Raw genomic sequence first — 24,478 nt, 5'->3', positions numbered from 1 at the left:
TCAACGGGCTCCGTGGGAGGGGCGGGCGGCGCCGGGATCCCCCGGCGTCCCTGAGGTCCTCCCCCGAAAGTCCGGATACCGCGTCAGGGTCGTACTACTCAGGTCTGAGATGAAGACCATTCGTCGCGGTGATCTCATTCGGGGCCCCGGCGGCAAAGATAGGTAGCATGGCTCAATCCGCCCCCCCAGCGGCCCGCAGAAGCGAGGCCGGCGCCACCGGAATGCGGCGCCGGGTCATCACCGCGCCCCCCGTCTGGCGCGAGCTCCTGCTGGTCGTCCTGTTCTACAGCGGCTATACGCTGACGCGGATCGTCCTGGTTCAGGACGGCACCGGGCCGGCGTTCGCGCACGCCGACGAGATCCTGCGCGCCGAGCGCTTTCTGGGGCTGGACGTCGAGCTGCACCTCAACCAGACGCTGCTGACCGTGCCGTGGCTGGCGCGGACCGCGAACGTCTTCTACGCCACGATGCACTTCATCGTGACGCTCGCCACCGTGGTCTGGCTGTACCGCTACCGGCCGCAGCACTACCGGTGGCTCCGCACCTCCATCATGATCGCCACCGGTGTGGCGCTGATCGGCTTCTGGCTGTACCCGCTGGCGCCGCCGAGGTTCCTGCACAGCGAGGGCTTCGTCGACCCGGTGACCGCGCTGCACTCGCTCGGCCTGTACGCCAGCGATGCGTCCGGGAGCCTGACCAACCAGTACGCGGCCATGCCGTCCATGCACGCCGGATGGTCGCTGTGGTGCGGGCTGGTGCTGGTCAGGCTGGCGTCGCAGAGGTGGGCCAAGCTCCTCGGCGTGCTCTACCCCGCGACCACCGTGATCGTGATCCTGTCCACCGCCAACCACTACGTGCTGGACGCGGTGGCGGGCATGGCGGTCATCGGCGGCGCGCTGTGGGCCTCGTGGATCCTCTACACGCGCTGCCCCGCACCGCTCCTCATCGCCAGGGCCCGCGTCATGCACCGGTTCCACCAGCGGACCGGACGGCGCACGGGCGGCTCCGGGGCTCACTCGGCTCCGTAGAAGACGCGGTCCACGACGAGGCGGGCACGGCGGGCGTGCCGGCGGTAGTCCTCCAGAAGGTCGCCCGTCCCGGGGTAGCCGAGGACGCGGGCGACGGAGCTGCGCTCGCGGTGGTGGTCGGTCGGCAGCAGGTCGGACGCGCGGCCCCGCACCAGCATGAGCGAGCCCCGGACCCGGGTGGCCATGCACCACGCCTCGGCCAGGGTCTCGGCGTCCTCGGCGTCCAGGAGGCGGGCCTCGACCGCGGCGTCCAGCGCGTCCAGCGTGCGGGTGGTGCGCAGCGCCGGGACCTCGTGGGCGTACCGCAGCTGGAGCAGCTGCGCGACCCACTCCACGTCCGCGAGCCCGCCCGGCCCGAGCTTGGTGTGCAGGCGCCGCTCGACGCCGCGCGGGAGCCGCTCGGACTCCATCCGCGCCTTCAGCCGCCGGATCTGCCGGACGGCGTCCTCGTCGATGCCGTCCTCCGGCCAGCGGACGGGGTCGATCAGCGCGCGGAACCGCTCGCACAGCCCCGGGTCGCCGATCATCGGGTCGGCGCGCAGCAGCGCCTGCGCCTCCCAGGGCTCCGACCAGCGCGCGTAGTAGGCGGCGTAGGACGCGATCGTGCGCACGAGCGGCCCCTGCCGCCCCTCCGGGCGCAGGTTCGGGTCGATCACCAGCGGCGGGTCGGGGGCGGGCAGGGCGAGGAGGCGGCGCAGCTCCTCGGCGACGGCGTACGCGGCCCGCCCGGCGGCGCCCTCGTCCGCGCCGGGCAGCGGGTCGTGGACGAACATCACGTCGGCGTCGCTGCCGTAGCCGAGCTCGTGCCCGCCGAACCGGCCCATAGCGACGACCGCCATCCGGGTCGGCAGCGGCCCGCGCGACTCCATCTCGATCTTGTTGACGGCGAGCTGGAGCGCGGCCTCGACGGTGACGGTGGAGATGCCGGTGAGGGCCTCCCCCACCTCCCGGACGTCCACGAGGCCGAGCAGGTCGGCGACGGCCACCCGGAACAGCTCGCGGCGCCGCAGCGCCCGCACCACCCCGGCCGCCTCCTCGGCGGGGCGGGCGCCCGCCCGCCCCTCCTCCCCGGGCTTCCCGCCGGTCCCCTCCTTGTGGCGGCGGACGGCGGCGAGCGCCTCCGCGCGCAGCGCCTCGTACGGGCGCGGCGCCAGGCCCGTGTCGCTGCCCAGCAGGGCGACCGCCTCGGGGGCGCGCAGCAGCAGGTCGGTGGCGTAGCGGCTGGAGCCGAGCACCCAGGCCATCCGCTCGGCGACGGTCACCTCGTCGCGCAGCAGCCGCAGGTACCAGGGCGTGGTGCCGAGGGCGTCGCTGACCTGCCGGAACCCGAGCAGGCCCGCGTCGGGGTCGGGCGCGTCGGCGAACCAGCCGAGCATGACCGGCAGCAGCGTCCGCTGGATCGCGGCCCGCCGCGACACGCCCGCGGTCAGCGCCTCGATGTGCCGCAGCGCGCCCGCCGGATCGGCGTACCCGAGCGCCTCCAGCCGGACCCGGGCCGCCTCGGGGGTGAGCCGGGCCTCCTCCCCGGGCAGCCGTGCGACGGCCCGCAGCAGCGGCCGGTAGAACAGCTTCTCGTGGATGCGGCGGACCTCCCGGGCGTGCCGCCGCCACAGCGCGGTGAACTCCCCCACCGGGTCGGTGCGCAGGCCGAGGGCGCGGCCGAGGCGGCGCAGGCCGGCCTCGTCGTCCGGGACGAGGTGGGTGCGGCGCAGCCGGTGCAGCTGGACGAGGTGCTCCACGCGCCGCAGGAACCGGTACGCCGACGCCAGCGCCGCCGCGTCGTCGCGCGCGACGTATCCGCCCCGGGACAGGTCGGCCAGGGCGTCCAGCGTGGTCGGGCTGCGGAGCGTCTCGTCGGCGCGGCCGTGCACGAGCTGGAGCAGCTGCACCGCGAACTCGACGTCGCGCAGCCCGCCCGGCCCGAGCTTGAGCTGCCGCTCGGAGTCGGCGGTGCGCTGGTTCAGGTCCGCCTCGACGCGGCGCCGCATGTCCTGGACGTCCTCGACAAAGCTCTCCCCCTCGGCCGCCTTCCACACGATCGGGGTGATCGTTTCGAGGTAGCGGGCGCCGAGGTCGGCGTCGCCCGCGACGGGACGGGCCTTCAGCAGCGCCTGGAACTCCCACGTCTTGGCCCACCGCTCGTAGTAGGCGCGGTGGCTGGCGAGCGTCCGCACGAGCGGCCCGGACCTGCCCTCGGGGCGCAGCGCCGCGTCCACCTCCCAGAGCGCGCCCTCCTCGGTCGTGGCCGAGCAGGCCCGCATCATCGCCGACGCCAGCCGGGTCGCGGTGCGCAGCGCGGCGTCCTCGTCCCGTCCCTCCCGCGCTTCCGCCACGAAGATCACATCGACGTCGCTGACGTAGTTGAGCTCGCGGCCCCCGCACTTGCCCATGCCGATCACGGCGAGCCGGCACGCCTCGTGCCCGGGGACCTCGGCGCGGGCGATCGCGAGGCCGGCCTCCAGCGCGGCGGCGGCGAGGTCGGCCAGTTCGGCGGCGACCTCGGCGACGTCCGCCGCGCCGATCAGGTCGCGTCCCGCCAGCGCCAGGAGGCGGCGGCGGTAGGCGACGCGGAGCGCGACGAGCGCGTCCTCGCCGCGCGCCACCGGTTCCGGCGCCGCCGGGTCGGCGCCCACGGCGGACAGCAGGTCGGCGCGGGGACTCCCGAGCGGGCCCGCGACGCCGTCGCGCAGCACCCGCCAGTGGTCCGGGTGCCGCGCCAGGTGGTCGCCGAGCGCCGCGCTCACCCCGAGGACCGCGGTCAGCCGCTCCCGCGTCCCCGGCTCGGCGGCCAGCGCCGCGCGCAGCCCGCCGCCCGCGGCGGGGAGCAGGCGCAGCAGACCGTCCAGGGCGAGGTCGGGGTCGGCGGTGCCGCCGAGGGCGTCGAGCAGGCCGTCGCCCGGTCCGGCGCCGTCCCGCTCGGCCTCCGCGAGCAGCCGCTCCGCCCGCGCCGCGTGGGTGAACCCGAGCCGCGCCAGGCGTCCGGCGAGCGAGGGACGGCGGTCGGAAGTCCAGGACTCGGTCACAGGACCAACCGTAATCCGGCGCGGGCCATCAGAGGACGGCCAGCAGCCGCTTCCGTTCGAATTCGGTCACCTGGCGGCGGTAGTCCTCCCACTCCTGGCGCTTGTTGCGCAGGAAGAAGTCGAAGACGTGCTCGCCGAGGACGTCGGCCATCAGCTCGCTGCGCTCCATCGCGCGGATGGCCTCGTCCAGATTCTGCGGCAGCGGCTCGATGCCGAGGGCGCGCCGCTCGGCCACCGTGAGGGCCCAGACGTCGTCCTCGGCGCCCGGCGGCAGCTCGTAGCCCTCCTCGATGCCCTTGAGCCCGGCGCCGAGGATCGCGGCGAACGCCAGATAGGGATTGGCGGCGGTGTCCAGCGACCGGAACTCGATGCGGGTCGAGTGGCCCTTGTGCGGCTTGTACATGGGGACGCGAACCAGCGCGGACCGGTTGTTGTGCCCCCAGCAGATGTAGGACGGGGCCTCTCCCCCCAGGCCCGCCGCGGAGCCGACGTTGCCCCACAGCCGCTTGTAGGAGTTGACCCACTGGTTGCACACGGCGGTGATCTCGGCGGAGTGCCGCAGCAGCCCGGCGATGAACGCCCGCCCCGCCTTGGACAGCTTGAACTCCGCGCCCGGCTCGTAGAAGGCGTTGCGGTCGCCCTCGAACAGCGACATGTGCGTGTGCATGCCCGAGCCCGGGTGCTCGGTGTACGGCTTCGGCATGAAGGAGGCGTGCACGCCCTGCTCCAGCGCGACCTCCTTCATGACCAGCCGGAACGTCATGATGTTGTCCGCGGTGGTGAGCGCGTCGGCGTACCGCAGGTCGATCTCCTGCTGGCCGGGGGCGCCCTCGTGGTGGCTGTACTCCACCGAGATCCCCATCGCCTCCAGCATCGTGATGGCGTTGCGCCGGAAGTCGTGCGCGGCGCTGTGCGGGGTGTGGTCGAAGTAGCCGCCCGCGTCCGCCGGCTCGGGCTCGCGGCCGTCCTCCGGCTTGTCGTTGAGGAGGAAGAACTCGATCTCGGGGTGGGTGTAGAAGGTGAACCCGAGGTCGGCGGCCCGCGCCAGGGAGCGTTTGAGGACGTAGCGGGGGTCGGCGAAGCTCGGCGTCCCGTCCGGCATGAGGATGTCGCAGAACATGCGGCCGACGCCCGGGGACTCCGACCGCCAGGGCAGCACCTGGAAGGTGGACGGATCCGGTTTGGCGATCATGTCGGCCTCGTAGACCCGGGCGAAGCCCTCGATCGCCGAGCCGTCGAAGCCGATGCCCTCGCCGAAGGCGCCCTCCAGTTCGGCGGGGGCGACGGCCACCGACTTCAGGAACCCGAGCACGTCGGTGAACCACAGCCGGATGAAGCGGATGTCGCGCTCCTCCAGCGTGCGGAGCACGAACTCCTGCTGACGGTCCAATGCCCTCTCCCTCGGTACTGCCCTGTCGGCGAGACTGCGTTGTCGACGACGCGGGTCCGGCATGCCGGCCGTGTGGAGCCGGTCCGGCTGTATCTGCAGTATGCCCGGACGCTGTTACCGCGACGTTACGCGTCCGGGGCCGGTGATCGGAACATATCCGACCGCGGACCGTCCTCGATCCGCGCCGCCGCCGGGTCGAGGACGCGCGAAAGGAAGGTCCTGGTCCTCTCGTGCGCGGGCTCGCCGATCACCTGGGCGGGCGGGCCCTCCTCCACGACCACGCCGCCGTCCATGAACACCACCCGGTCGGCCACCTCCCGGGCGAAGCTCATCTCGTGGGTGACGACGAGCATCGTCATCCCGGCCTCGGCGAGGCCGCGCATGACGCCGAGGACGTCCCCGACCAGCTCGGGGTCCAGCGCGGACGTCGGCTCGTCGAACAGCATCACCTCCGGGCCCATCGCGAGCGCGCGGGCGATGGCCACGCGCTGCTGCTGGCCGCCCGACAGCTGCGCCGGGTAGGCGTCGACCTTGTCGGCCAGCCCGACCCGCTCCAGGTTCTCCCGGGCGATCCGCTCGGCCTCCGCCCTCCCCCGCTTCAGCACCTTCCGCTGGGCGATCATGACGTTGCCGAGCGCGGTCAGGTGCGGGAAGAGGTTGAACGCCTGGAAGACCATGCCGATCCGGCGGCGGACGGCGTCGATGTCGACCTCGGGACCGGTGACGTCCGCGCCGGCGACGCGGACCGTCCCGGCGGAGGGCTCCTCCAGCAGGTTGACGCAGCGCAGCAGCGTCGACTTGCCCGACCCGGACGGGCCGATCACGCAGACGACCTCACCCGCCCCGACGTGGAAGTCGATCCCGCGCAGCACCTCGTTCGCCCCGAACGACTTGTACAGGCCGCTGATCTCGATGGCCGCCGGTCCCGCCGCCGGGTCCCCGGTGTCCTTGACGAGGCTCGTCATCGCCGCCCCCTGCGCTGCCGCGCCTCCAGCCGCCGGGCCAGCAGGCTCAGCGGGATCGTGATGAGCAGATAGCAGATCCCCGCCACGATGATCGGGGTGGTGTTGCCCTGCTCGCCCGCGAGGTCGCGGCCGAACTTCGTGAGCTCCCGCTGTTCGAGCGTGATGCCGAGGAACAGCACCAGCGAGGAGTCCTTGCAGAGCAGCACCAGCTCGTTGGTCAGCGGCGGGATGATGATCCGGAACGCCTGCGGGATGACGATCGAGCGCATCGCGCGGGTGTGCGACATGCCGAGCGACCGCGCCGCCTCCAGCTGCCCCTTCGGGACGGCCTCGATCCCGGCCCGGATCGTCTCGGCCATGTAGGCGGTGGCGGCGAGGCCGAGGGCCAGGCCCGCCTGCCCGGCGGCGCCGCCGGGGATGTTGGTGCCCGGGAAGGCCAGCGGCACGCCGACGCCCACGAAAATGAAGATCAGCAGGAGCGGCAGGCCGCGGAAGATCTCGATGTAGCCGGTGGCGAACCACCGGTACGGGGGCACCGACGACAAACGCATCAGCGCGACGACCAGCCCGCCGCCGAGGCCGATCCCGAACCCGACCGCGGTGTAGACGGCGGTGTTGCGCAGCCCGACCGTGATGATGTCGGGGAACAGGCTCTTGGCGACGTCCCAGTTGGCGAAGTTGAGCCGCAGGGTGCCCCAGTCGGCGAGCCCCAGCACCAGCACCACGACGACGGCGAAGATCCCGTACTGGCCGCCGAGGGAGAGCTGCCGGCGGCGCCGGCGGGTCAGCCCGCCCGGCGCCGCCACCCCGGCCGGTTCCGCGGTCACGAGCCGCCGCCGGCGCTGGGCGGCATTGGACCGATCCACTTCTCGTAGATCCGCTTGTAGGAGCCGTCCGACTTCGCCTGCGCGATCACCTGGTCGGTCATCTTCACCAGTTCGGGGTTGTGCCCCTTGCGCATCCAGAACCCGTACTGCTCACCGGTGTTCAGGTTCGCGGCGATCTCGAAGCCGGCGTTCGCCGGGTCCTTCAGCCAGCCCTTCACGACCGGATCGTCCTGCACGATCACGTCCACCTGGCCGGTGCGCAGGCCGTCCAGCTCGGCGTTGGAGTTGTCGAACGAGCGCGGGTCGAAGCCCTTGCCCTTGACGAAGTCCTCGCCGGTCGTGCTCGCCTGCGAGCCGAGCTTGAGCTTCTTGGCCTTGACGTCGTCGAGCGTGGTGATCCCGCTGCCCTTCTTGGCCATCAGCGACTGCGTGGCGTCGAAGTAGGGGGTGGAGACGTCCATGAACTTCACCCGGTCGGGCTTGATCGTCATGCCGCCCATCTGGATGTCGCACTTGCCGGCGTTCAGCGCCGAGCCCGTCTTCATCGTCTCGAACGGGGTGTCGACGATCTTCTGGGTGACGCCGAGCCGCTTGGCGACGAGGTCGATGAGCTCGACGTCGAAGCCCACGACCTTGCCCGACTTCTTGTCCTCCGACTGGAAGGGCGGGTAGGGCAGGTGCGTGCACGAGGTGAGCGCGCCCTTCTCGATGAGCTTCACGCCCTGCACCGTCGCGCCCTTGTCCCCGCCGCACGCCGACGCTGTCAGCGCCAGGGCCGCGAGCCCCGCGCCGAAGGCCCGGAGTGTCGTCCGTCTCGACACGTTTCCTCCTGATCGTGCTGGCTTCCGATCACCGCACTATCGCACGTCCCTCCCGCCGTGGGCAGGGGCGGGCGGCTGACTCGCCCATGACCGTCCCCGGATATCCGTTTCCCGGAAATTGACGTGGCGATCATGGTCGCCCGGCACGGTGATCGTTAGCGTGGATCACGTCGTGGACATCTCACTTCTTCTCTCGATGACCGACCGGGTGACCGCGCTGGCCACACCGTCGGCCATGCACCCGGAGTCGTGGCAGCTGTGCGCGCAGGTGGAGGCCTGGGCACGCGGCCGCGGGCTGGTGCTCGGAGATCCGGACACCTCCCCGCTCGGCCGGGCGCGCTGCGAACGGCTGGCCGCCCGCGTCCTGCCGTCCGCCGACCTGGCCGCCGTGGACCTGTTCGCCCGCTGGCTGACCTGGACGCTCGCGCTGGACGACACGCTGGACCACCCGCCGCTCGCCGACAGCGGCAGCGCCGTGCACGCCCTGTACGACGACCTGCTGCGCGCGATGCGGCGCGGCCACGCCCGGCCCGGCGCCCGGCCGCTGGAGGCGGCGCTGGTGGAGCTGTGGCAGGCCACGTCCAAGGACATGAGCCGCGACTGGCGCCGCCGGTTCATGCTGCACCTGGAGGCGCACCGCGACGGCTGCGCCGAGGAGGCCGTCAACCGGCGGATCAGCCACGTCCCGACCGAGCAGGAGTACCCGGCGCTGCGCCGCCGCGCGTGCGGGCCCTTCCTGTTCGACCTCGTCGAGGCCGTCCTCGGAGTCGAGCTGCCGGCGCGGCTGCTGCGCACGCCACGCTGGAAGACCCTCGCCGACGGCATCGCCGACGTGGTGGCCTGGGCGAACGATCTCGCCTCGCACGACCTGGAGGCCGCGCGCGGCGACGTGCACGACCTGCCCGCCGTCCTCGCCAGGGCGCACGGGCTGGACGAGGCGCGGGCGGCCCACAGGGTCGCCGACCGGATCGCCGACCGGCTGGAGGAGGCGTGGGCGGCGGCGCGCCGGCTGCCGGAGATGCTCGACCGGCTGGACCTGACGGTCGCGCAGCGCGCCGCCGCCGCGCAGGTCGTCAAGGTCCTGCTGGACACGCCGCGCGCGCACATGGACTGGCTCGCCGAGTCCGGCCGCTACGGCCCGGGGGCCTCCCCCGGGCCGTCGCGCCTGGACGCGCTCGCGTCGCTGCGCTGAGCGCCGGCCAGGGCGTCCCCGGCCGGCGTGCGGACGTACAGCACGCGGCGGCCCATGCGGTGCCCGGTGACGAGGCCGCAGGCGCGCAGGACGCCCAGATGCTGGCTGACGGCCCCCGCGGTCACGCCCGCCCGCCTGGCCAGGTCGGTGGTGGACGCCGGCGTGGAGAGCGCCGTGAGCAGCTCGGCGCGGCGGCGTCCCATCAGCGCGGCCAGGGCCCCGGCGCGCGGCTCGTCCGGCGGCCCGGTCTCCCAGAGCGTCGCCACGCCGCGCGGCGGGTAGCTGAGCATCGGCTGGTAGGGCGGCACCATCACCGACACGTTCGGCCACACGTACGCGCTCGGGACGAGCAGGATCCCGCGCCCGGCGAGCTCGCCGCGGAAGTCCCAGTGGCGGTCGACGGAAAGCGTCCCGGCGCGCCAGGAGACCGCCTCGTGCAGGTCGCCGAACACGCCCTCGGCGCCCTCGGCGGCGAGCGCGCCGCTGCGGCGCAGGACCTCCCCCTCCAGGAGGTCGCGGATGCGCGGCCAGAACGGCTCCACGGCCACCTCCCAGTACCGTTCGAGCAGGTCGGCGAGCCTTTCCAGGGTGCCTTCGGGGTCGGCGGCCAGGGCGCGGCGGGCGGATCGGGGCCGGGCTCCGGGCGCGGTCCAGCTGAGCTCGGCGGCGACGACCTCGGGCGGGGTGGCGCGGACGGTCGCGAGCTCCGCGCCGAGGTCGGGCAGCGGCGTGCGCGGCGGCGGGGTGAGGAAGTCCGGGATGTACCCGGCGGGCAGGACGACGTCCAGCAGCGGCTCGAAGCCGAGACCGCGCAGGCGGGGCCGGACCGTGCGCACCCACGGCAGGTGGAGCGCGTGGCCGGACGGGTCGGCGAGCACCCGCAGGCTGCGCACCATCTCCCACAGCGGCGAGAACGCGAACCGGACCCGCGCCACGTCGTCCGGCGCCAGCACGAACTCGATCATTTAGCCCAGGCTAAATGAATGTCTCGGAGCGCGCGGCGCCCCCACCATCGTGCGAGTGAGCACTCTGGAAAAGACCCCTGTCGGGCCCGCTCCCGGCAGGTTCGCGGCGTTCCTCGGGCCCAGGGTCGGCGGCTTCCCCCGGCCCTTCTGGGTGCTGTGGGCGGGGACCCTGCTCAACCGCCTCGGAACCATGGTCGAGCCGTTCCTCGGCCTCTACCTGACGACCATGCGCGGGCTGTCGCTGACCCAGGCGGGCGTGACGATGGCCGTGCTGGGCGCGGGCTCGCTCGCCGGGCAGCTCGCTGGCGGCATGCTCGCCGACCGCATCGGCCGCCGGGCGACGCTGACGCTCGCGACCGTCGGCACCGGCGCGGCCATGCTCGCGCTCGGCTACGCCCAGGGGCTCGCCGCGATCCTCGCGGCCGCGCTGGTGCTCGGCCTGCTCCTGGACATGTACCGGCCCGCCGCGCAGGCGATGGTGGCCGACATCATCTCCCCCGCCGACCGCCCCCGCGCGTTCGGGCTGCTGTTCTGGGCGATCAACCTCGGCTGGGCGGTCGCCATGGTGCTCGGCGGGACGCTCGCGCAGCAGGGCTTCCTGTGGCTGTTCTGGATCGACGCCCTCACCTGCGCGGCGTTCGGCCTGCTCGTGTGGCGGGCGATCCCGGAGACGCGGACCCGCGACGCCCGCGCCGAGCGGACGGGCGGGTTCGGCCGCGTGCTGCGCGACCGGGTCATGGTCGGCTACGTCCTGGTCACCCTCCTCTACACGTTCGTGCTCATGCAGGGCATGACGACGATGCCGCTCGCCATGAAGGAGGACGGGCTCGGCCCGCGGTCCTACGGCCTGGCGATCGCGGCGAACGGCGTGCTGATCATCATCGTCCAGCCGCTGGTGAACGCGTGGCTGGCACGGCGCGACCACAGCCTGGTGCTGGCGGCGGGCTTCGCGCTGGTCGGGGTCGGCTACGGGCTCACCTCGCTCGCCTCGTCCGTGCCCGCCTACACCGCGACGATCCTGGTGTGGACGCTCGGGGAGATCATCGCCGCGTCCGTCCTGCAGGCCGTGGTCGCCGACCTCGCGCCCGCCGGCCTGCGCGGCCGGTACGGCGGCCTGTACGGGATGGCGTGGTCGGGCGGATTCCTGCTGGCGCCCCTCGGCGGCACCCAGCTGCTCGGCGCCGGCGGGGCGCCCGCACTGTGGCTCACCTGCGCGGCTCTCGCCCTGGCCGCCGCCGCGGCGCAGCTCGCGCTCGCCCCCGCGATCCGGCGCCGGCGGGCCGCCGTGCTCGGCGTCCACTTCTCGTCAAAGTGACGAAACCGGGTCCGGCGTTCTACGCTTGGACCGTGGCACAACTCAGGCTCGCGCTCGCGCAGGTGAACTCGACCGTCGGCGACCTCGACGGCAACGCCGACCAGATTCTGACGTGGACGCGCCGCGCCGCCGAGGCGGGCGCGCACCTCGTCGCATTCCCGGAGATGATGCTGACCGGCTACCCCGTGGAGGACCTCGCGCTGCGCGCGTCCTTCGTGGAGGCGTCCCGCGACGCCCTCCAGCACCTCGCCCGCCGGCTCGCCGACGAAGGGCTCGGCGACCTGCCCGTCGTCACCGGCTACCTCGACCGCCCGCCGGCCGGCGGGGCCCGCCCCGGCCGGCCCGGCGGCCTGCCGCTGAACGCCGCCGCGTGGCTGCACCGCGGTGAGGTGCTCGTCCGCTCCGCCAAGCACCACCTGCCCAACTACGGCGTGTTCGACGAGTACCGGATCTTCGCGCGCGGCGACCGGCTGCCGGTCGTCCGGCTGCACGGCGTGGACGTCGCCACCGCCATCTGCGAGGACCTCTGGCAGGACGGCGGCCCGGTCAGCGTCACGAGCGCCTCGGGCGCCGGGCTGCTGCTGGTGATCAACGCCTCCCCCTACGAGCGCGACAAGGACGACGCCCGCCTCGACCTGTGCGCCGGCCGCGCCCGCGAGGCCGGCTGCGCGCTCGCCTACGTCAACATGGTCGGCGGCCAGGACGAGCTCGTCTTCGACGGCGACTCGGTCATCGTCGGCCCGGACGGCTCGCCCCTGTCCCGCGCCCCCCAGTTCGTCGAGCACCTCCTCGTCACCGACCTCGACCTGCCGGCCGCCGGCCCGGCCGCCGAGGCGGGCCCCGTCCGCGTCGACGCCCAGGACGGCACCACGATCACCATCGACCGGCACGTCCTGTCGGCCGACCCGCTGCCCGCCTACCCCGCGGAGCCGCGGACGGTCGCGCGCCCCCTGGAGGACCTCGCCGAGGTGTACGCGGCGCTCGTCCTCGGCACCCGCGACTACGTCCGCAAGAACGGCTTCCGCTCCGTCGTGCTCGGCCTGTCCGGCGGCATCGACTCGGCGCTCGTCGCCACCATCGCCTCCGACGCCATCGGCCCGGAGCACGTGCACGCCGTCCTGCTGCCGAGCCGCTACTCCTCGGAGGGCTCCGTCGTGGACGCCGAGGAGCTCGTCAAGCGGCAGGGCGTCCATTCGCGCATCGTCCCCATCGCCGGCATGGTCGAGGCGTTCGAGGAGCAGCTCGACCTGCACGGCCTCGCCGCCGAGAACCTCCAGGCCCGCATCCGGGCCAACGTGTGGATGGCCCTGTCCAACGAGGACGGCCACCTCGTCCTCACCGGCGGTAACAAGAGCGAGCTGGCGACCGGCTACTCCACCCTCTACGGAGACTCCGCGGGCGGCTTCGGCCCCATCAAGGACGTCTTCAAGCTCACCGTCTGGGACCTCGCCCGCTGGCGCAACGCGCAGGCGGGCAAGGACTCACCGCTCCTGCACCCCTTCGCGCACGAGCCCATCCCCGAGGCCATCATCGTCAAGGAGCCGTCCGCCGAGCTGCGCCCCGACCAGCGCGACCGCGACACCCTCCCCGACTACGCCGTCCTGGACCCGATCCTGACCGACTACGTCGAGCGCGACATGGGCCGCGACGCCCTCGTCAAGGCCGGCCACGACCCGGCCCTGGTCGAACGCGCCATCCGCCTCGTCGACATCGCCGAGTACAAGCGCCGCCAGTACCCGCCCGGCCCCAAGATCACGCCCAAGAACTTCGGCCGCGACCGCCGACTCCCCATCACCAACCGCTGGCGGGAAAAGCTGAGTTAGCCCAGGGGGCGGCCCTGGGTGGGCAGCTCTACTCGCGGTGGTGGAGTTCGCCGGGCCAGGCCTCTTCGGGCCAGGCGGGGACCTGTTCCGAGGCGTCGGGGTCGACGCCGGGGACGATCTGCTCGCACCAGACCACCTTGCCCGCTGCGGTGCGGCGGCTGCCCCAGCGGTGGGCGAGCTGGCTGACGACCAGGAGGCCGCGGCCGTTCTCGTCGTCGTCCTCGGCGCGGCGCAGGCGCGGCAGTGCGGCGGAGCGGTCCAGGACCTCCAGGACGAGGGTGCGCTCCAGCAGGAGGCGCAGCTCGATGGGGCCGTGCGCGTAGCGGAGCGCGTTGGTGATGAGCTCGGACGCCAGCAGTTCGGTGGTGTAGTCGAGGTCCTCCAGGTCCCATTCCGCCAGGCGGGTGCTGACGAGGCCGCGGGCGCGGCGGACGGCGGCCGGGTCGGCGGGCAGCGTCCAGGAGGAGTAGCGGTCCGGGGGGAGGCGGCGCAGCCGGGCGATCAGGACGGCAATGTCGTCGCGGTGCTGGTCGGCGTAGACGCCCGCGAGGGTGGTCTTGGCGAGGTCCTCCATGGAACGGTCGACCGAGTCGCGCCCGAAGATCTTCTGGAGGCGGGCGAGGCCGTCGTCGATGTCGCGGCCCCGGTTCTCGACCAGGCCGTCGGTGTAGATGACGAAGAGGCTGCCGTCCTCGACGGGGAACTCGCGGCTCTCGATGGCCGAGCCGCCCGAGACGCCGAGCGGCGGGGCGGGCGGGACCTCCAGGTACTCGTTGTCGCCGGTCGGGCTCGCCAGCAGGGGCGGCAGGTGCCCGGCGGAGGCGATCTCGATGGTGCCGGTGGTCGCGTCGTACACCGCGTAGACGCAGGTGGCGAAGTGCGGCTCCTGCTCGCCCAGCTCGATCATCAGCTCGTGCATGACGTGCAGCGCGTCGGCGGGCGGCAGCTCCAGGTTCGCGAGCGTGTGCAGGGCGGTGCGCAGCCGCCCCATGGTGACGGCGGCGCGGACGCCGTGCCCGGCGACGTCCCCGACGATCAGGGCGACGCGGGCGCCGGGCAGCGCGATCGACTCGTACCAGTCGCCGCCGACCTCGACGAGCTTGCTGCCCGGCAGGTAGCGGTGCCGGACCTCGACCGAGGAGGGCGCGGACAGCCGCATCGGCAGCAGGCTGCGCTGCAGAGCGAGCGCGGTGGCCCGCTCGCGGCTGTAGCGCCGGGCGTTGTCGATGACGATGGCGGCGCGGGCGGCGAACTCCATGCCGATCTCGACGTCGTAGGCGTCGAACTTGCGGAAACCGGGGATGCGGGTGCAGGCGATGAAGCCGAGCAGCGTGTCGCGGGCGATCATCGGCAGCAGCACCATCGACACGTTGGACAGCAGCTCGCCCGCCGGGCCGCGCCGCCAGAGCCGGCCGATCTCGCTCGCGGCGTCCACCGCGATGTGCGGCAGGTGGACGGGCCGGGCGGTCTCCATCACCTGCCGGTACGGGGTGCCCTCCGGGAAGACGAGCACCTCGCCGACGGGGAACGTGGACGTCCAGGCCGGGTTGCCGTCGTCGGAGGTGACCGCGATGCGGCGCAGCACCGCCGAGCCGGACTCGGCGTGCACCTCGTCGGCGGCGACCAGGCTCTCCAGCACCAGCACCGACGCGACGTTGCAGAAGTGCGGGACGACGACGTCGACGAGGCCGCGGGCGGACTGGTCGAGGTCGAGCGTCGCGCCGAACCGGGTGAGCGGGTCGTCCATCAGGGCGCGCCGCATGAGGGCCGGGTCCTGGTAGCGCTCGCTCGGCGGCAGCTCCACCCGGATGAACAGCAGCGCGGCGGGCGCCGCGCCCGTGCTGCCGCCGAGCATCGGCTGCACGGTGAGGAGGGCGTCGGCGGGGGCGCCGCCGTCGCCGCGCAGCACGCCCATCACGCCGTTGCGCTCCTGCCCGCCGCCGTTGGCCTCCAGGAGCGTCTCCAGCTCGGCCTTCGCCTCGTCGCCGACCAGGTCGGTGGCGGGGCGGCCGATCAGCTCCTCGGGGGCACGGCCGAGGACGGCCTTGGCGTTGGGGCCGCACTGCACGATGTGCCGAGCACCGTCGATGCCCAGGACAAGGGTCCGGGACGCCGAATCGGTGGCTGGCGCATCGCCTCGCGGCGCCATGACGGATCTCACCTGACGCGCTCCAGACAGCCGGTCGTCTCAGCACTACCCAGCGACAGTATGGGGCATGACTCCGCGGTAGGGGGAGAAGATCGCGCTTACCGCGCCGAAAACCGCCCGATGTCCGCCTCTGGACGGGTCTCCCGGTCGCTCTCGATGCCCCTGAGGAGGGTGTCGACGACCGCCTCGGCGTACCCCTCGGGGAACGTCTCCTGCGGCCGTTTGGCGGTCAGCGAGCCGAGCAGCAGCGACATCGCGACCTCCACGTCGAGATCGGGGCGCAGCTCCCCGGAGTCGACCCCGCGCCGGATCACCCTGCGGATGACGTCGCGCCGCGGCTCGATGACCTCCTGCCGGTAGCGGGCGTACAGCTCGGGGTGCTTCTCCGCGCCGCCGACGACGTTCCAGAAGCACCGCGAGTACCGGCGGTGCCGGTCGCCCGCGAGCCGCCGCGCGATCACGGTGAGGTCCTCGCGGGCGGACGCGCCGGACGGCTCGGGCAGCGGCTCCTTCACGGCGCCGAGCGCGTGCACGATCAGCGCCTCCTTGCTGGGCCAGCGCCGGTAGATCGTCGTCTTGCCGACGCCGGCGCGGGCGGCGACCGCCTCGATGGAGACGCCCGCCACCCCCGACTCCTCGGCCAGCAGGTCCAGGGTGGCCTCGACGATGGCCTTGCCGGCGCGCTCGCTGCGAGGCCGCCCCGCCTGCCGCCGCTCGGTCTCGGTCATGATCCCCTCACCCTGCCACACCGGCCCCGTCACACGGGGGCCTTCTCCGGCCGCCGCTCGGCGGGCGCCTGCGCGGGCGGCGCCGCGACGCGTCCCGGCATCCACTTCAGGACGACCAGGGCGCCGAGGAAGGAGATCACGGCCGCGGCGACGGACGCGGCGTGCATGGCGTGCACGAAGGCGGCGTCGGCGGGGCCGACGAGGCCCTGCCCGGCGGGGCCCATCTGGGCGGCGACGGCGTGCGCGCCCTCGATCGACTCGGCGGCGGCCTGCCGCGCGCCGGCGGGCAGCGCGGCGAGCTCGTCGCGCAGGTCTCCGCGGTAGACCGAGGCGACGACCGAGCCGAGCACGGCCACGCCCATCGCGACCGAGACCTGGCGGGCGGTGTTGTTGATGGCCGATCCGGCGCCGGCCTTCTCGCGGGGCAGCGCCGACATGACCGACTCGGTCGCGGGCGGCATCACGTTGGCCATCCCGGCGCCCTGCACGAAGAAGATCGCGCCGAGGATCCACAGGGAGGTGTGGACGCCGACGAACTGGTAGCTCGCCAGCGCGACGCTGACCAGCAGCAGCCCGATCGTGCAGACCGCCTTGGCGCCGAAGCGGCGCACCATGGCGGCGCTGCGCGGGGCGAAGGCGAGCTGCGCGACCGCGAACGGGAGCACCATGGCGCCGGACTGCAGCGGCGTCAGACCGCGCACCGACTGCATGTAGAAGTTGGCGAAGAAGAACACGCCGGTGGCGGCGAAGAAGCACAGCGCGATGGACGCGACGGCGGCCGACATGCGCGCGTCCTTGAACAGCCTGACGTCGAACGCCGGTGAGACGGTGCGGGCCTCGTGCCACACGAACAGGGCGAGGACGGCGGCGCCGGCGAGGATCGGGCCGAGCACGGAGAGCTCCAGCCAGTCACCCCTCTCGCCGCCCTGGATGATCCCGTACGACAGGACGACCAGCCCGATGACCGACAGCACCACGCCGACCGGGTCGAGCCGGCCGGGGGCGGGGTTGCGCGACTCGGGGACGAGGAAGGCCATCAGCGTGACGCCGACCGCGATGACCGGCACGTTGATGAGGAAGACCGAGCCCCACCAGAAGTGGGCGAGCAGCAGGCCGCCGGTGAGCGGGCCGATGGCGACGCCGAGGCCGACCGCGCCGGCCCAGATGCCGATGGCGCGGGCGCGCTCGTGCGGTTCGAAGACGTTGGTGATGATCGACAGCGTCTGCGGCATGACCGCGGCGCCGCCGAGGCCCATCAGGGCGCGGGCGTAGATGAGCTGCTCGGGCGACTGCGCGTACGCCGACACCAGCGAGGCGACGGCGAACACCGCCATGCCGCCGACGAGCACGCGCTTGCGGCCGATCCGGTCGCCGATCACCCCGAAGGTGAACAGCAGGCCCGCGAAGACCAGCGTGTAGGAGTTGATCGCCCATTCGAGCTGGCTCTGGGTGGCGCCGAGGCCCTTGTCCGGGTCGGCGATGGTCTTGAGCGCGACGTTGAGGATGGTGTTGTCGAGCACCACCACCAGCAGGCTCATGGTCAGGACGCCGAGGATGTACCACCGGCGGCGCTGGATCGTCTGGGGGTCCATGTCGATACGCAACGGTATCGTTTCGGAATCTGTTCCCGGCCCGGCGGAGAAATTCTGGAATGGGGAGGGGTATCCGAATCGTTGGCCAGGTGGCACCATCGGTTTCGTCTGGGTACGCCACAGTGGCGCCTCAAGACCAGCGGAGGTTCTGCATGTCTTCTTCTGTCGCACCCCCGGCACAGCCGACCGCACTCTACGGCGGTACGAGCGGGCGCAGGGTGACCGTACGCGACATCGCCGCGGCGAAACAGCGGCACGAGAAGTGGCCGATGCTCACGGCCTACGACGCGCTCACCGCGCGGATCTTCGACGAGGCCGGCATCCCCGTGCTGCTCGTCGGCGACTCCGCCGCGATGGTGGTCTACGGCTACGACTCGACCATTCCCGTCACCGTGGACGACCTGATCCCGCTCACCGCGGCCGTCGTCCGCGGCTCCAAGCGCGCCATGGTCGTCGCCGACCTGCCGTTCGGCTCCTACCAGACCGGCGTCACCGAGGCGCTGACGGCCGCCACCCGGTTCCTCAAGGAGACCGGCGCCCACGCGATCAAGCTGGAGGGCGGCCGCCGGATCATCCCGCAGGCCGAGGCGATGGTCGCGGCCGGCATCCCGGTGATGGGCCACCTCGGCCTCACCCCGCAGTCGGTGAACGTCTTCGGCGGCTACCGGGTGCAGGGCCGCGGCCAGGACGGCGACGAGCTGATGGCCGACGCCAAGGCCCTGGAGGCGGCGGGCGCGTTCTCCGTCGTCCTCGAATGCGTGCCCGAGGACCTCGCCGCCCGCGTCACGGCGTCCCTGTCCATCCCGACGATCGGCATCGGCGGCGGCAACCAGACCGACGCGCAGGTCCTCGTCTGGCAGGACATGGCCGGGCTCACCCCGCACACCGCGAAGTTCGTCAAGAAGTTCGCCGACATGAACACCCTGCTCGGCGAGGCGGCCCGCGCCTACGCCGACGAGGTCGTCGGCGGCGTCTACCCGGCCCCGGAGCACACCTACCACTAGCGGGCACGGGCCTCAGCGCCGAACCAGGCCCACCCCCGCACGGCCGCGCCGCCCCCGGCGCGGCCGTGTGTGGTCTCCGGCCGTGTCACGCGGCCGGGAAGGCTGGGCGACCCTCGCTACTGGTCGGGGTCGGAGCGGACCCGTTCGGGCCGTGTCCCGCCACCGGGCCGGCCGTTCTCGTGGTCCTGGCCGTCACGCGGCCCCGGGAGGCGGCGCAGGGCCGCGCCGTCCGCCGTGATCTCGTCGCGGAGCGTGTCCACGGCGGAGCGCAGCACGTCGGGGCCGGCGACGTTCATCAGCAGCAGCCCCAGGTTGAGGGCCATCTGGCCGTCGGTCATCTCGCTGCCGGCGAGCGCGTCCACGGCCGTGCGCAGGTCGGCCTGGTCCTCGGCGGACACGTTCTGCAGCAGGCCGAGGCAGTACGTCGGCAGCGCGAGCCGCGACTTGGCGAACGAGACGCCCCGCATGATCTCGCCCGCCTCGTGCGCGCGGGTCTTGGCCTGCATCCGGTCGACGCCCCGGTCGGCGGCGGCCAGCAGCGAGGTCAGCAGCGTGCTCGGCCCGACGGCGACGTCCTCGTCGCCGACCCGGACGGTGAACACCGCGCTGCGGAACACCATCATCGAGCCGAGGCTCGCCACGAGCACCTGCGTCGCCTCGGCGACGTGCGTCGACTGGACGCCGAACCGCCAGTCGAAGGTGTGCAGGAGCAGCAGCGAGCCCGCTCCCGCTCCCCCGTTGATCAGCACGTACGCCCAGGTGCTCGGCACCCGGACCAGCGTGGTGGGCCGGTCCCGGTACCGGCTGACCAGCTCGGCGATGCCGACCAGGCAGCTCAGCGAGACGGCGACGACGTATCCGATCATCGGGCCGCGGTCACTCCCCGGTCAGCCGGACGACCTCGTCGATCTCCCGCTCCACCGCGACGAGGCCGCGCTCGCGCAACGCGTCGACGGCGTCGGCGACCTCCAGCAGCCCGAGCCGGGTCGCGTGGTGAATCTGCTCCAGCGACAGCGGGCCGTTCGCCGCCCGCAACTGCGCAAGCACGCGGCGACACGCGTCCTCCGCGCCGGGTTCGTCGTACCCGGCGGTGAGGCCGGGTTCACCGGCGGGCGCCGCGCCCGGCGGCCGGACCCCGCCGCTCCGCCCGGAAGGGGCCAGGAACGCGCTCCACGGATCTGCCGACCGGTTCTCTCTCATCTCCACCCTGCCTGTCGCCACTGCGATGGTATGTCAGGACTAGGACGCGCCGCAGGCCGAAACCGCTCCCCGTCCGGTCAGTGATCGCCCTCGCGGGGACCGTCCGGCGGCCCGGCCCCCTCCTGCCCGTCCCGCCCGTCCTGCTCCTCCGGCCCGGAGGGACCGCGGCGCCGGGAGGAGGACCGCGCCACGATCAGCCGGTCGCCCGGTTCGAGGACCGCGCAGCCGGCGGCGTCGAACGGCAGCAGCCGCCCGTCCCGCACCACCGCCAGCGCCGGGGCGCGGACCGCGCCGAGGGGGCCGCCGACCTCGTCCGGATGGACCTCGCGCTCCACCAGGTCGAGGCCGCTCCCCTGCTCCAGCAGGTCCTCGATGACCTCGCCGACGCTCGGCTGCGTGGTGGAGACCCCGAGCAGCCGCCCCGCCGCCTCCGACGAGGTCACCACGTGGTCGGCGCCGGACTGGCGCAGCAGCGGGACGTTCTCCGACTCGCGCACCGCCGCCTGGATGCCGGCGTGCGGGTTGAGCTGCCGGGCGGTCAGCGTGATCAGCACCGCGGTGTCGTCGCGGGCGCTCGCCACCACGATCTCGCGGGCCCGCTGGACCGAGGCCTGCCTCAGCACCGAGCTGCGGGTCGCGTCCCCGACGACGCCCGCGAACCCGGCCTCGGCGGCCTCGGCCACCACCCGCGGGTCGGGGTCCACGACCACGATCGACTCGGGTGGCACGCCGGTGCTCAGCAGGGTCCTGATGGCGCTGCGGCCCTTCGTGCCGTAACCCGCCACCACGATGTGGTCGCGCACGCGTGCCCTCCAGCGGGACGTTCGCCAGTCGTCGCGGGTGCGTTCCGCCAGCACCTCAAGGGTGGTGCCCACGAGGACGATGAGGAACAGCACCCGGACGGGCGTGATGAACACGATGTTGACGAGCCTCGCGCCGTCCCCGACCGGGGTGATGTCGCCGTACCCGGTCGTGGACATGGTCACCGAGGCGTAGTAGAAGGCGTCCAGCAGCGACAGCCGCCCGTCGCCGGTGTCGCGGTACCCGCCGCGGTCGAGGTAGACGACGGCCACCACCAGGAGCAGCAGGACGAAGGCCAGCCCGACCCGCTTCGCCACCGCGCGCAGCGGCCCGGTCCTGGCCGACGGCAGCAGGACGAGCGGCCGTCGCGCCGCGTCCGGACGATCCATCCTGGCACCGTATCGGGACGGCCGGTCCGGGGGACGGTCAGACGTCCGTGATGCGCAGACCGGCGTGGGCCTTGTAGCGGCGGTTCATGGAGATGAGGTTCGCGGTGAACGCCTCGATCTGGTGGGCGTTGTGCAGCCGCCCGCCGTAGACGCCGCGCATGCCGGGGATCCGCCCGGCGAGGGCCTGGACGAGGTCGGTGGCCTCCCGGTCGTTGCCGAGGACCAGGACGTCCAGCTCCATCTCGTCCACCTCGGGGTCGAGCAGCAACCTGGCCGACACGTGGTGGAAGGCGGCCACGACCCGGCTGTCGGGGAGGACGGCGGCGGCCTGCTCGGCGGCGCTGCCCTCCTCGACCGGCAGCGCGAACGCGCCCTTGCCCTTCTCGAAGCCGAGGGGGTTCACGCAGTCCACGACGATCTTGCCGGCCAGCTCGGCGCGCAGCGACTCCAGCGTGGCCTTGTGCCCGTCCCACGGCACCGCCACGACCACGACGTCGGACTCCCCGGCCGCGACCGGGTTCTCCGCGCCGGACACGGGCAGGTCCGCGCCGAGCTCGTCGGCGGCGGCCCGGGCGCGCTCGGCCTTGCGCGACCCGATCGTCACCCGGTGCCCGGCCAGCGCGAACCGGCGTGCGAGGCCCTTGCCCTGGTCCCCCGTCCCGCCCAGGATGCCGATGGTCAGATCGCTCGCGTCGGGAAGGTCGTACGGCGTCTTCTGCTGCTCAGTCATGCGGCCGAGTCTGCCAGGCGGGTCTCGGAGGGCCCGGCGCCGGGCTGCCGCATCACCGAAAGGGCCCTGCCCGGGACGCGGGGTGAGGCACCATGGTGCCCGTGGACGCCGAGCAGATTTCGATGTTGCGCGAGGTCCTGTCGGCGACGGGCTGGCTGGAGCGGACCGAGGAGTTCGGCCGGGCGCTGCGCGTCACGTCCCGCACCCCGGGCGGGCTCCTGCTGGTCGGCACGCCGGCCGGCGACCCGTGGCATCTGGCGGCGCACCTCGACGACGAGAGCCGGCTCGGCGGCGCCCCGGGCCTCGCCCCCACCCTGGTGCGCTGGGAGCCGCCGGCCGACGTGCCCGCGCACCTGCGGATCGGGCTGGAGCGGCTGGAGGCGGCGCGGCGCGGCGAGACGCTGTTCGTCGTCGCCGAGGAGGGGGCGCCCGTCCCGCTGCTGGAGCGGGTGGACGACGCGCGCCGCACCGGGGCGACCGTCCTCGCGCTGGAGGGCGGCGACCGCGAGCTGCGCGGCCTCGCCCACGAGGCGCTGACCGTCCCGCCCGACCAGGCCCTCATGTCGTTCGACGGGGCGCAGCACCTCGTCAGCGCGGCCGCGGGCGGGGAGCCGGCGCGGAGCCCGCGCGGGCTCCGGCGCCGCCTCGCCCGCCTCCTCGACGCCGTCTCCGGCCCGGTCCTCGACTAGTCAGTCCTCGTTCTGCCTGCGCCACGCCTCGTTGCGCTCGCGGGCGATGGCCATCGCGTCCGCGGCCTCGCCCTCGGTCGTGTAGGGGCCCATCCGGTCCTTGCCGGGGCAGCCGGCCCCGTGCTCGGGCTTCATGTGCTTCAGGCAGAACCACCAGTCACCGTCGTCACCGGCCATCGGCGCTCCTCTCGATCATGCGCTGGCACGGGATTGTTGCCAGGATCGCGCTGACTACACTCCATCACTATGACGACCCAGTTGCTCCGACCCGGACGCGTCTCCCCCCTGCGCAAGGTTCCCTCGAACATTCCGCGCCCGGAGTACGTGGGGAAGAAGCGGCCGCGGACGGGCGAGCAGGACGTCAAGTCGCCCGAGACCATCGAACGGATGCGGGTCGCCGGGAGGATCGCCGCGCAGGCGCTGGAGGAGGTCGGCAAGCACGTCCGGCCCGGGATCACCACCGACGAGCTGGACGCCGTCGGGCACGAGTTCCTGCTCGACCACGGCGCCTACCCCTCCACGCTCGGCTACCGCGGGTTCCCCAAGTCGCTGTGCACCTCGATCAACGAGGTGATCTGCCACGGCATCCCGGACGACACGGTCCTGCGCGACGGCGACATCATCAACGTCGACATCACCGCCTACATCGACGGCGTGCACGGCGACACCGACGCGACGTTCCTGTGCGGGGACGTGGACGAGGAGTCGCGCCTGCTGGTGGAGCGCACCCGCGAGGCGACCATGCGCGGCATCCGGGCGGTCAAGCCCGGCCGGGCGCTGAACGTGATCGGGCGGGTCATCGAGTCCTACGCCAAGCGGTTCGGGTACGGCGTGGTGCGCGACTTCACCGGGCACGGGATCGGCACGACGTTCCACTCCGGCCTCGTCGTCCCCCACTACGACGACCCGGCCGCCACGACGATCATCGAGCCGGGCATGACGTTCACGGTCGAGCCGATGCTGACCCTCGGCACCCACGAGTACGACATGTGGGCCGACGGCTGGACGGTCGTGACCAAGGACCGCAGGCGCACGGCGCAGTTCGAGCACACGCTGCTGGTCACCGAGGACGGCCACGAAATCCTCACCCTGCCGTGACCCATCCCTCGGTCTAGAGTCCGATTCGCCCACATCCGGCCCGGGAGACTCTCCAGAGATGAACGCCCCAGCGCCGTACGAGCCGAGGGTTCCCTCCGACAGCATGCCGCCGGGGCGGGCCGCGCTGAGCGTGACGTGGGCGGCGCTGCCGTTCCTGACCCTCGGCTTCGCCACCCCCCTCACGTTCGCCGCCGCGCTGCTGTGGCGGCGGAGCCTGCACCTGCTGGTGTCGACGGCCGCGTACGCCGGGGTGTTCGTGCTGATGCTGTCCCTGCTCTCCGGCACCGACGAGGAGCAGGGCACCGTGCGGATCGCCGGCATGCTGATGTCCGTCCTGGCGGTGGTGGGCTGCGGGCACGCCTTCCTGATCCGGCGGCGGGTGTTCGACCCGCACGGGCTGTCGGGCGTGGACAACGAGGCCGTGGTGGAGCGGGTCAAGCGGCAGCGGCTGCTGCGGGAGAAGGCTCGGGTGCTGGCGGCGTCCGACCCGGGGCTCGCCAAGGAGCTGCGCATCGGACGGCCCGACCTGCCGCGCCAGTACAACGACGGCGGGCTGGTCGACGTCAACCACGCGCCCGCGCAGGCGCTGACGCTGCTGCCCGGCATCACCGCGGAGCTGGCGGCCACGATCGAGCGGGTCCGGGCCGAGACGGGCGGGTTCGTGTCGGCCGAGGAGCTGTCCGCGGTGGCGGGGCTCCCGCCCTCCCTCACCGGCGATCTGGCCGACTACGCCGTCTTCATCCGCTGAG

The 24,478-nt window shown here is 73.3% G+C and carries 22 protein-coding genes; 8 read left to right on the top strand and 14 right to left on the bottom strand.

The window, feature by feature from the left end:
* Positions 1 to 167: 167 nt before the first annotated feature.
* Positions 168 to 1,028: a phosphatase PAP2 family protein gene (locus BJ999_RS13935; protein ID WP_229809892.1), complete on the top strand. Its 861-nt coding sequence runs from the start codon at positions 168 to 170 to the stop codon at positions 1,026 to 1,028.
* On the opposite strand, the gene BJ999_RS13930 is transcribed toward BJ999_RS13935, so the two are convergent.
* The 5 genes from BJ999_RS13930 to BJ999_RS13910 form a co-directional block, all read right to left on the bottom strand.
* The gene (locus BJ999_RS13930) at positions 1,013 to 4,051 is read right to left on the bottom strand and encodes a bifunctional [glutamine synthetase] adenylyltransferase/[glutamine synthetase]-adenylyl-L-tyrosine phosphorylase (RefSeq protein ID WP_179833697.1); all 3,039 of its coding nucleotides are present in this window, start codon (positions 4,049 to 4,051) and stop codon (positions 1,013 to 1,015) included. The genes BJ999_RS13935 and BJ999_RS13930 overlap by 16 nt on opposite strands.
* Positions 4,052 to 4,079: 28 nt before the next feature.
* A complete protein-coding gene (locus tag BJ999_RS13925; RefSeq protein ID WP_179833696.1) occupies positions 4,080 to 5,441 on the bottom strand; it encodes a glutamine synthetase family protein in 1,362 nt (453 codons plus the stop codon).
* 125 nt (positions 5,442 to 5,566) lie between these two features.
* Positions 5,567 to 6,406 carry an amino acid ABC transporter ATP-binding protein gene (locus BJ999_RS13920; protein ID WP_179833695.1) on the bottom strand — a complete coding sequence of 280 codons (840 nt, stop codon included), beginning with the start codon at positions 6,404 to 6,406 and terminating at the stop codon, positions 5,567 to 5,569.
* Positions 6,403 to 7,272: an amino acid ABC transporter permease gene (locus BJ999_RS13915; RefSeq protein WP_179833694.1), complete on the bottom strand. Its 870-nt coding sequence runs from the start codon at positions 7,270 to 7,272 to the stop codon at positions 6,403 to 6,405. Before BJ999_RS13915 ends, BJ999_RS13920 begins: the two co-directional genes overlap by 4 nt.
* Positions 7,230 to 8,054, bottom strand: a complete 825-nt coding sequence (locus BJ999_RS13910) for a substrate-binding periplasmic protein (protein WP_179833693.1) — start codon at positions 8,052 to 8,054, stop codon at positions 7,230 to 7,232. Before BJ999_RS13910 ends, BJ999_RS13915 begins: the two co-directional genes overlap by 43 nt.
* Positions 8,055 to 8,226: 172 nt before the next feature.
* Here BJ999_RS13910 and BJ999_RS13905 point away from each other — a divergent pair, with 172 nt between their 5' ends.
* On the top strand, positions 8,227 to 9,246 hold the full coding sequence (locus BJ999_RS13905) for a terpene synthase family protein (protein ID WP_179833692.1): 1,020 nt from the start codon (positions 8,227 to 8,229) through the stop codon (positions 9,244 to 9,246).
* Here the strand turns inward: BJ999_RS13905 and BJ999_RS13900 are convergent.
* Positions 9,186 to 10,211, bottom strand: coding sequence for an ArsR/SmtB family transcription factor (locus BJ999_RS13900; RefSeq protein ID WP_179833691.1), 1,026 nt, complete (start codon positions 10,209 to 10,211; stop codon positions 9,186 to 9,188). The genes BJ999_RS13905 and BJ999_RS13900 overlap by 61 nt on opposite strands.
* Before the next feature lie 55 nt (positions 10,212 to 10,266).
* On the opposite strand from BJ999_RS13900, the gene BJ999_RS13895 reads away from it, so the two are divergent.
* Both BJ999_RS13895 and BJ999_RS13890 read left to right on the top strand, forming a co-directional pair.
* Entirely contained in the window at positions 10,267 to 11,526 is a 1,260-nt protein-coding gene (locus tag BJ999_RS13895) for an MDR family MFS transporter (protein ID WP_308427157.1), read from the top strand.
* A gap of 32 nt (positions 11,527 to 11,558) precedes the next feature.
* Entirely contained in the window at positions 11,559 to 13,349 is a 1,791-nt protein-coding gene (locus tag BJ999_RS13890) for an NAD+ synthase (RefSeq protein WP_179833690.1), read from the top strand.
* 28 nt (positions 13,350 to 13,377) lie between these two features.
* On the opposite strand, the gene BJ999_RS13885 is transcribed toward BJ999_RS13890, so the two are convergent.
* The 3 genes from BJ999_RS13885 to BJ999_RS13875 all read right to left on the bottom strand — a co-directional run bounded on the left by BJ999_RS13885 (position 13,378) and on the right by BJ999_RS13875 (position 17,818).
* Positions 13,378 to 15,498 (bottom strand): SpoIIE family protein phosphatase, encoded by a 2,121-nt coding sequence (locus tag BJ999_RS13885; RefSeq protein ID WP_179833689.1) that lies wholly within the window; start codon positions 15,496 to 15,498, stop codon positions 13,378 to 13,380.
* Between the two features lie 98 nt (positions 15,499 to 15,596).
* Positions 15,597 to 16,226: a TetR/AcrR family transcriptional regulator gene (locus tag BJ999_RS13880; RefSeq protein ID WP_179833688.1), complete on the bottom strand. Its 630-nt coding sequence runs from the start codon at positions 16,224 to 16,226 to the stop codon at positions 15,597 to 15,599.
* Between the two features lie 29 nt (positions 16,227 to 16,255).
* Positions 16,256 to 17,818 carry an MFS transporter gene (locus BJ999_RS13875; protein ID WP_179833687.1) on the bottom strand — a complete coding sequence of 521 codons (1,563 nt, stop codon included), beginning with the start codon at positions 17,816 to 17,818 and terminating at the stop codon, positions 16,256 to 16,258.
* Between the two features lie 152 nt (positions 17,819 to 17,970).
* Between BJ999_RS13875 and panB the strand changes: the two genes are divergently transcribed.
* Positions 17,971 to 18,822 carry a 3-methyl-2-oxobutanoate hydroxymethyltransferase gene (gene panB, locus BJ999_RS13870; RefSeq protein WP_179833686.1) on the top strand — a complete coding sequence of 284 codons (852 nt, stop codon included), beginning with the start codon at positions 17,971 to 17,973 and terminating at the stop codon, positions 18,820 to 18,822.
* A 116-nt stretch (positions 18,823 to 18,938) separates the two neighbouring features.
* Here the strand turns inward: panB and BJ999_RS13865 are convergent, their stop codons facing one another.
* The 4 genes from BJ999_RS13865 to npdG all read right to left on the bottom strand — a co-directional run bounded on the left by BJ999_RS13865 (position 18,939) and on the right by npdG (position 21,942).
* The gene (locus BJ999_RS13865; protein ID WP_229809891.1) at positions 18,939 to 19,688 is read right to left on the bottom strand and encodes a hypothetical protein; all 750 of its coding nucleotides are present in this window, start codon (positions 19,686 to 19,688) and stop codon (positions 18,939 to 18,941) included.
* A 10-nt stretch (positions 19,689 to 19,698) separates the two neighbouring features.
* A complete protein-coding gene (locus BJ999_RS13860; RefSeq protein ID WP_179833685.1) occupies positions 19,699 to 20,022 on the bottom strand; it encodes a hypothetical protein in 324 nt (107 codons plus the stop codon).
* A 77-nt stretch (positions 20,023 to 20,099) separates the two neighbouring features.
* Entirely contained in the window at positions 20,100 to 21,212 is a 1,113-nt protein-coding gene (locus BJ999_RS13855; protein WP_179833684.1) for a potassium channel family protein, read from the bottom strand.
* A 37-nt stretch (positions 21,213 to 21,249) separates the two neighbouring features.
* The gene (gene npdG, locus BJ999_RS13850; RefSeq protein WP_179833683.1) at positions 21,250 to 21,942 is read right to left on the bottom strand and encodes an NADPH-dependent F420 reductase; all 693 of its coding nucleotides are present in this window, start codon (positions 21,940 to 21,942) and stop codon (positions 21,250 to 21,252) included.
* Positions 21,943 to 22,034: 92 nt separating this feature from the next.
* Between npdG and BJ999_RS13845 the strand changes: the two genes are divergently transcribed.
* Complete coding sequence (locus BJ999_RS13845; protein ID WP_179833682.1) at positions 22,035 to 22,631, top strand: hypothetical protein; 597 nt, start codon at positions 22,035 to 22,037, stop codon at positions 22,629 to 22,631.
* On the opposite strand, the gene BJ999_RS13840 is transcribed toward BJ999_RS13845, so the two are convergent.
* Positions 22,632 to 22,808 (bottom strand): hypothetical protein, encoded by a 177-nt coding sequence (locus BJ999_RS13840; RefSeq protein WP_179833681.1) that lies wholly within the window; start codon positions 22,806 to 22,808, stop codon positions 22,632 to 22,634.
* 69 nt (positions 22,809 to 22,877) lie between these two features.
* Here BJ999_RS13840 and map point away from each other — a divergent pair, with 69 nt between their 5' ends.
* A complete protein-coding gene (gene map / locus BJ999_RS13835) occupies positions 22,878 to 23,729 on the top strand; it encodes a type I methionyl aminopeptidase (protein WP_179833680.1) in 852 nt (283 codons plus the stop codon).
* A 58-nt stretch (positions 23,730 to 23,787) separates the two neighbouring features.
* Positions 23,788 to 24,477, top strand: a complete 690-nt coding sequence (locus BJ999_RS13830; RefSeq protein ID WP_179833679.1) for a ComEA family DNA-binding protein — start codon at positions 23,788 to 23,790, stop codon at positions 24,475 to 24,477.
* Position 24,478: the final 1 nt, after the last annotated feature.

This window comes from Actinomadura citrea, from assembly GCF_013409045.1.
In the GTDB taxonomy this organism is placed as follows: Bacteria; Actinomycetota; Actinomycetes; order Streptosporangiales; family Streptosporangiaceae; genus Spirillospora; species Spirillospora citrea.
The sequence above is the reverse complement of the archived record's forward strand: the minus strand, read 5'-3'. Positions and strand labels throughout refer to the sequence as shown.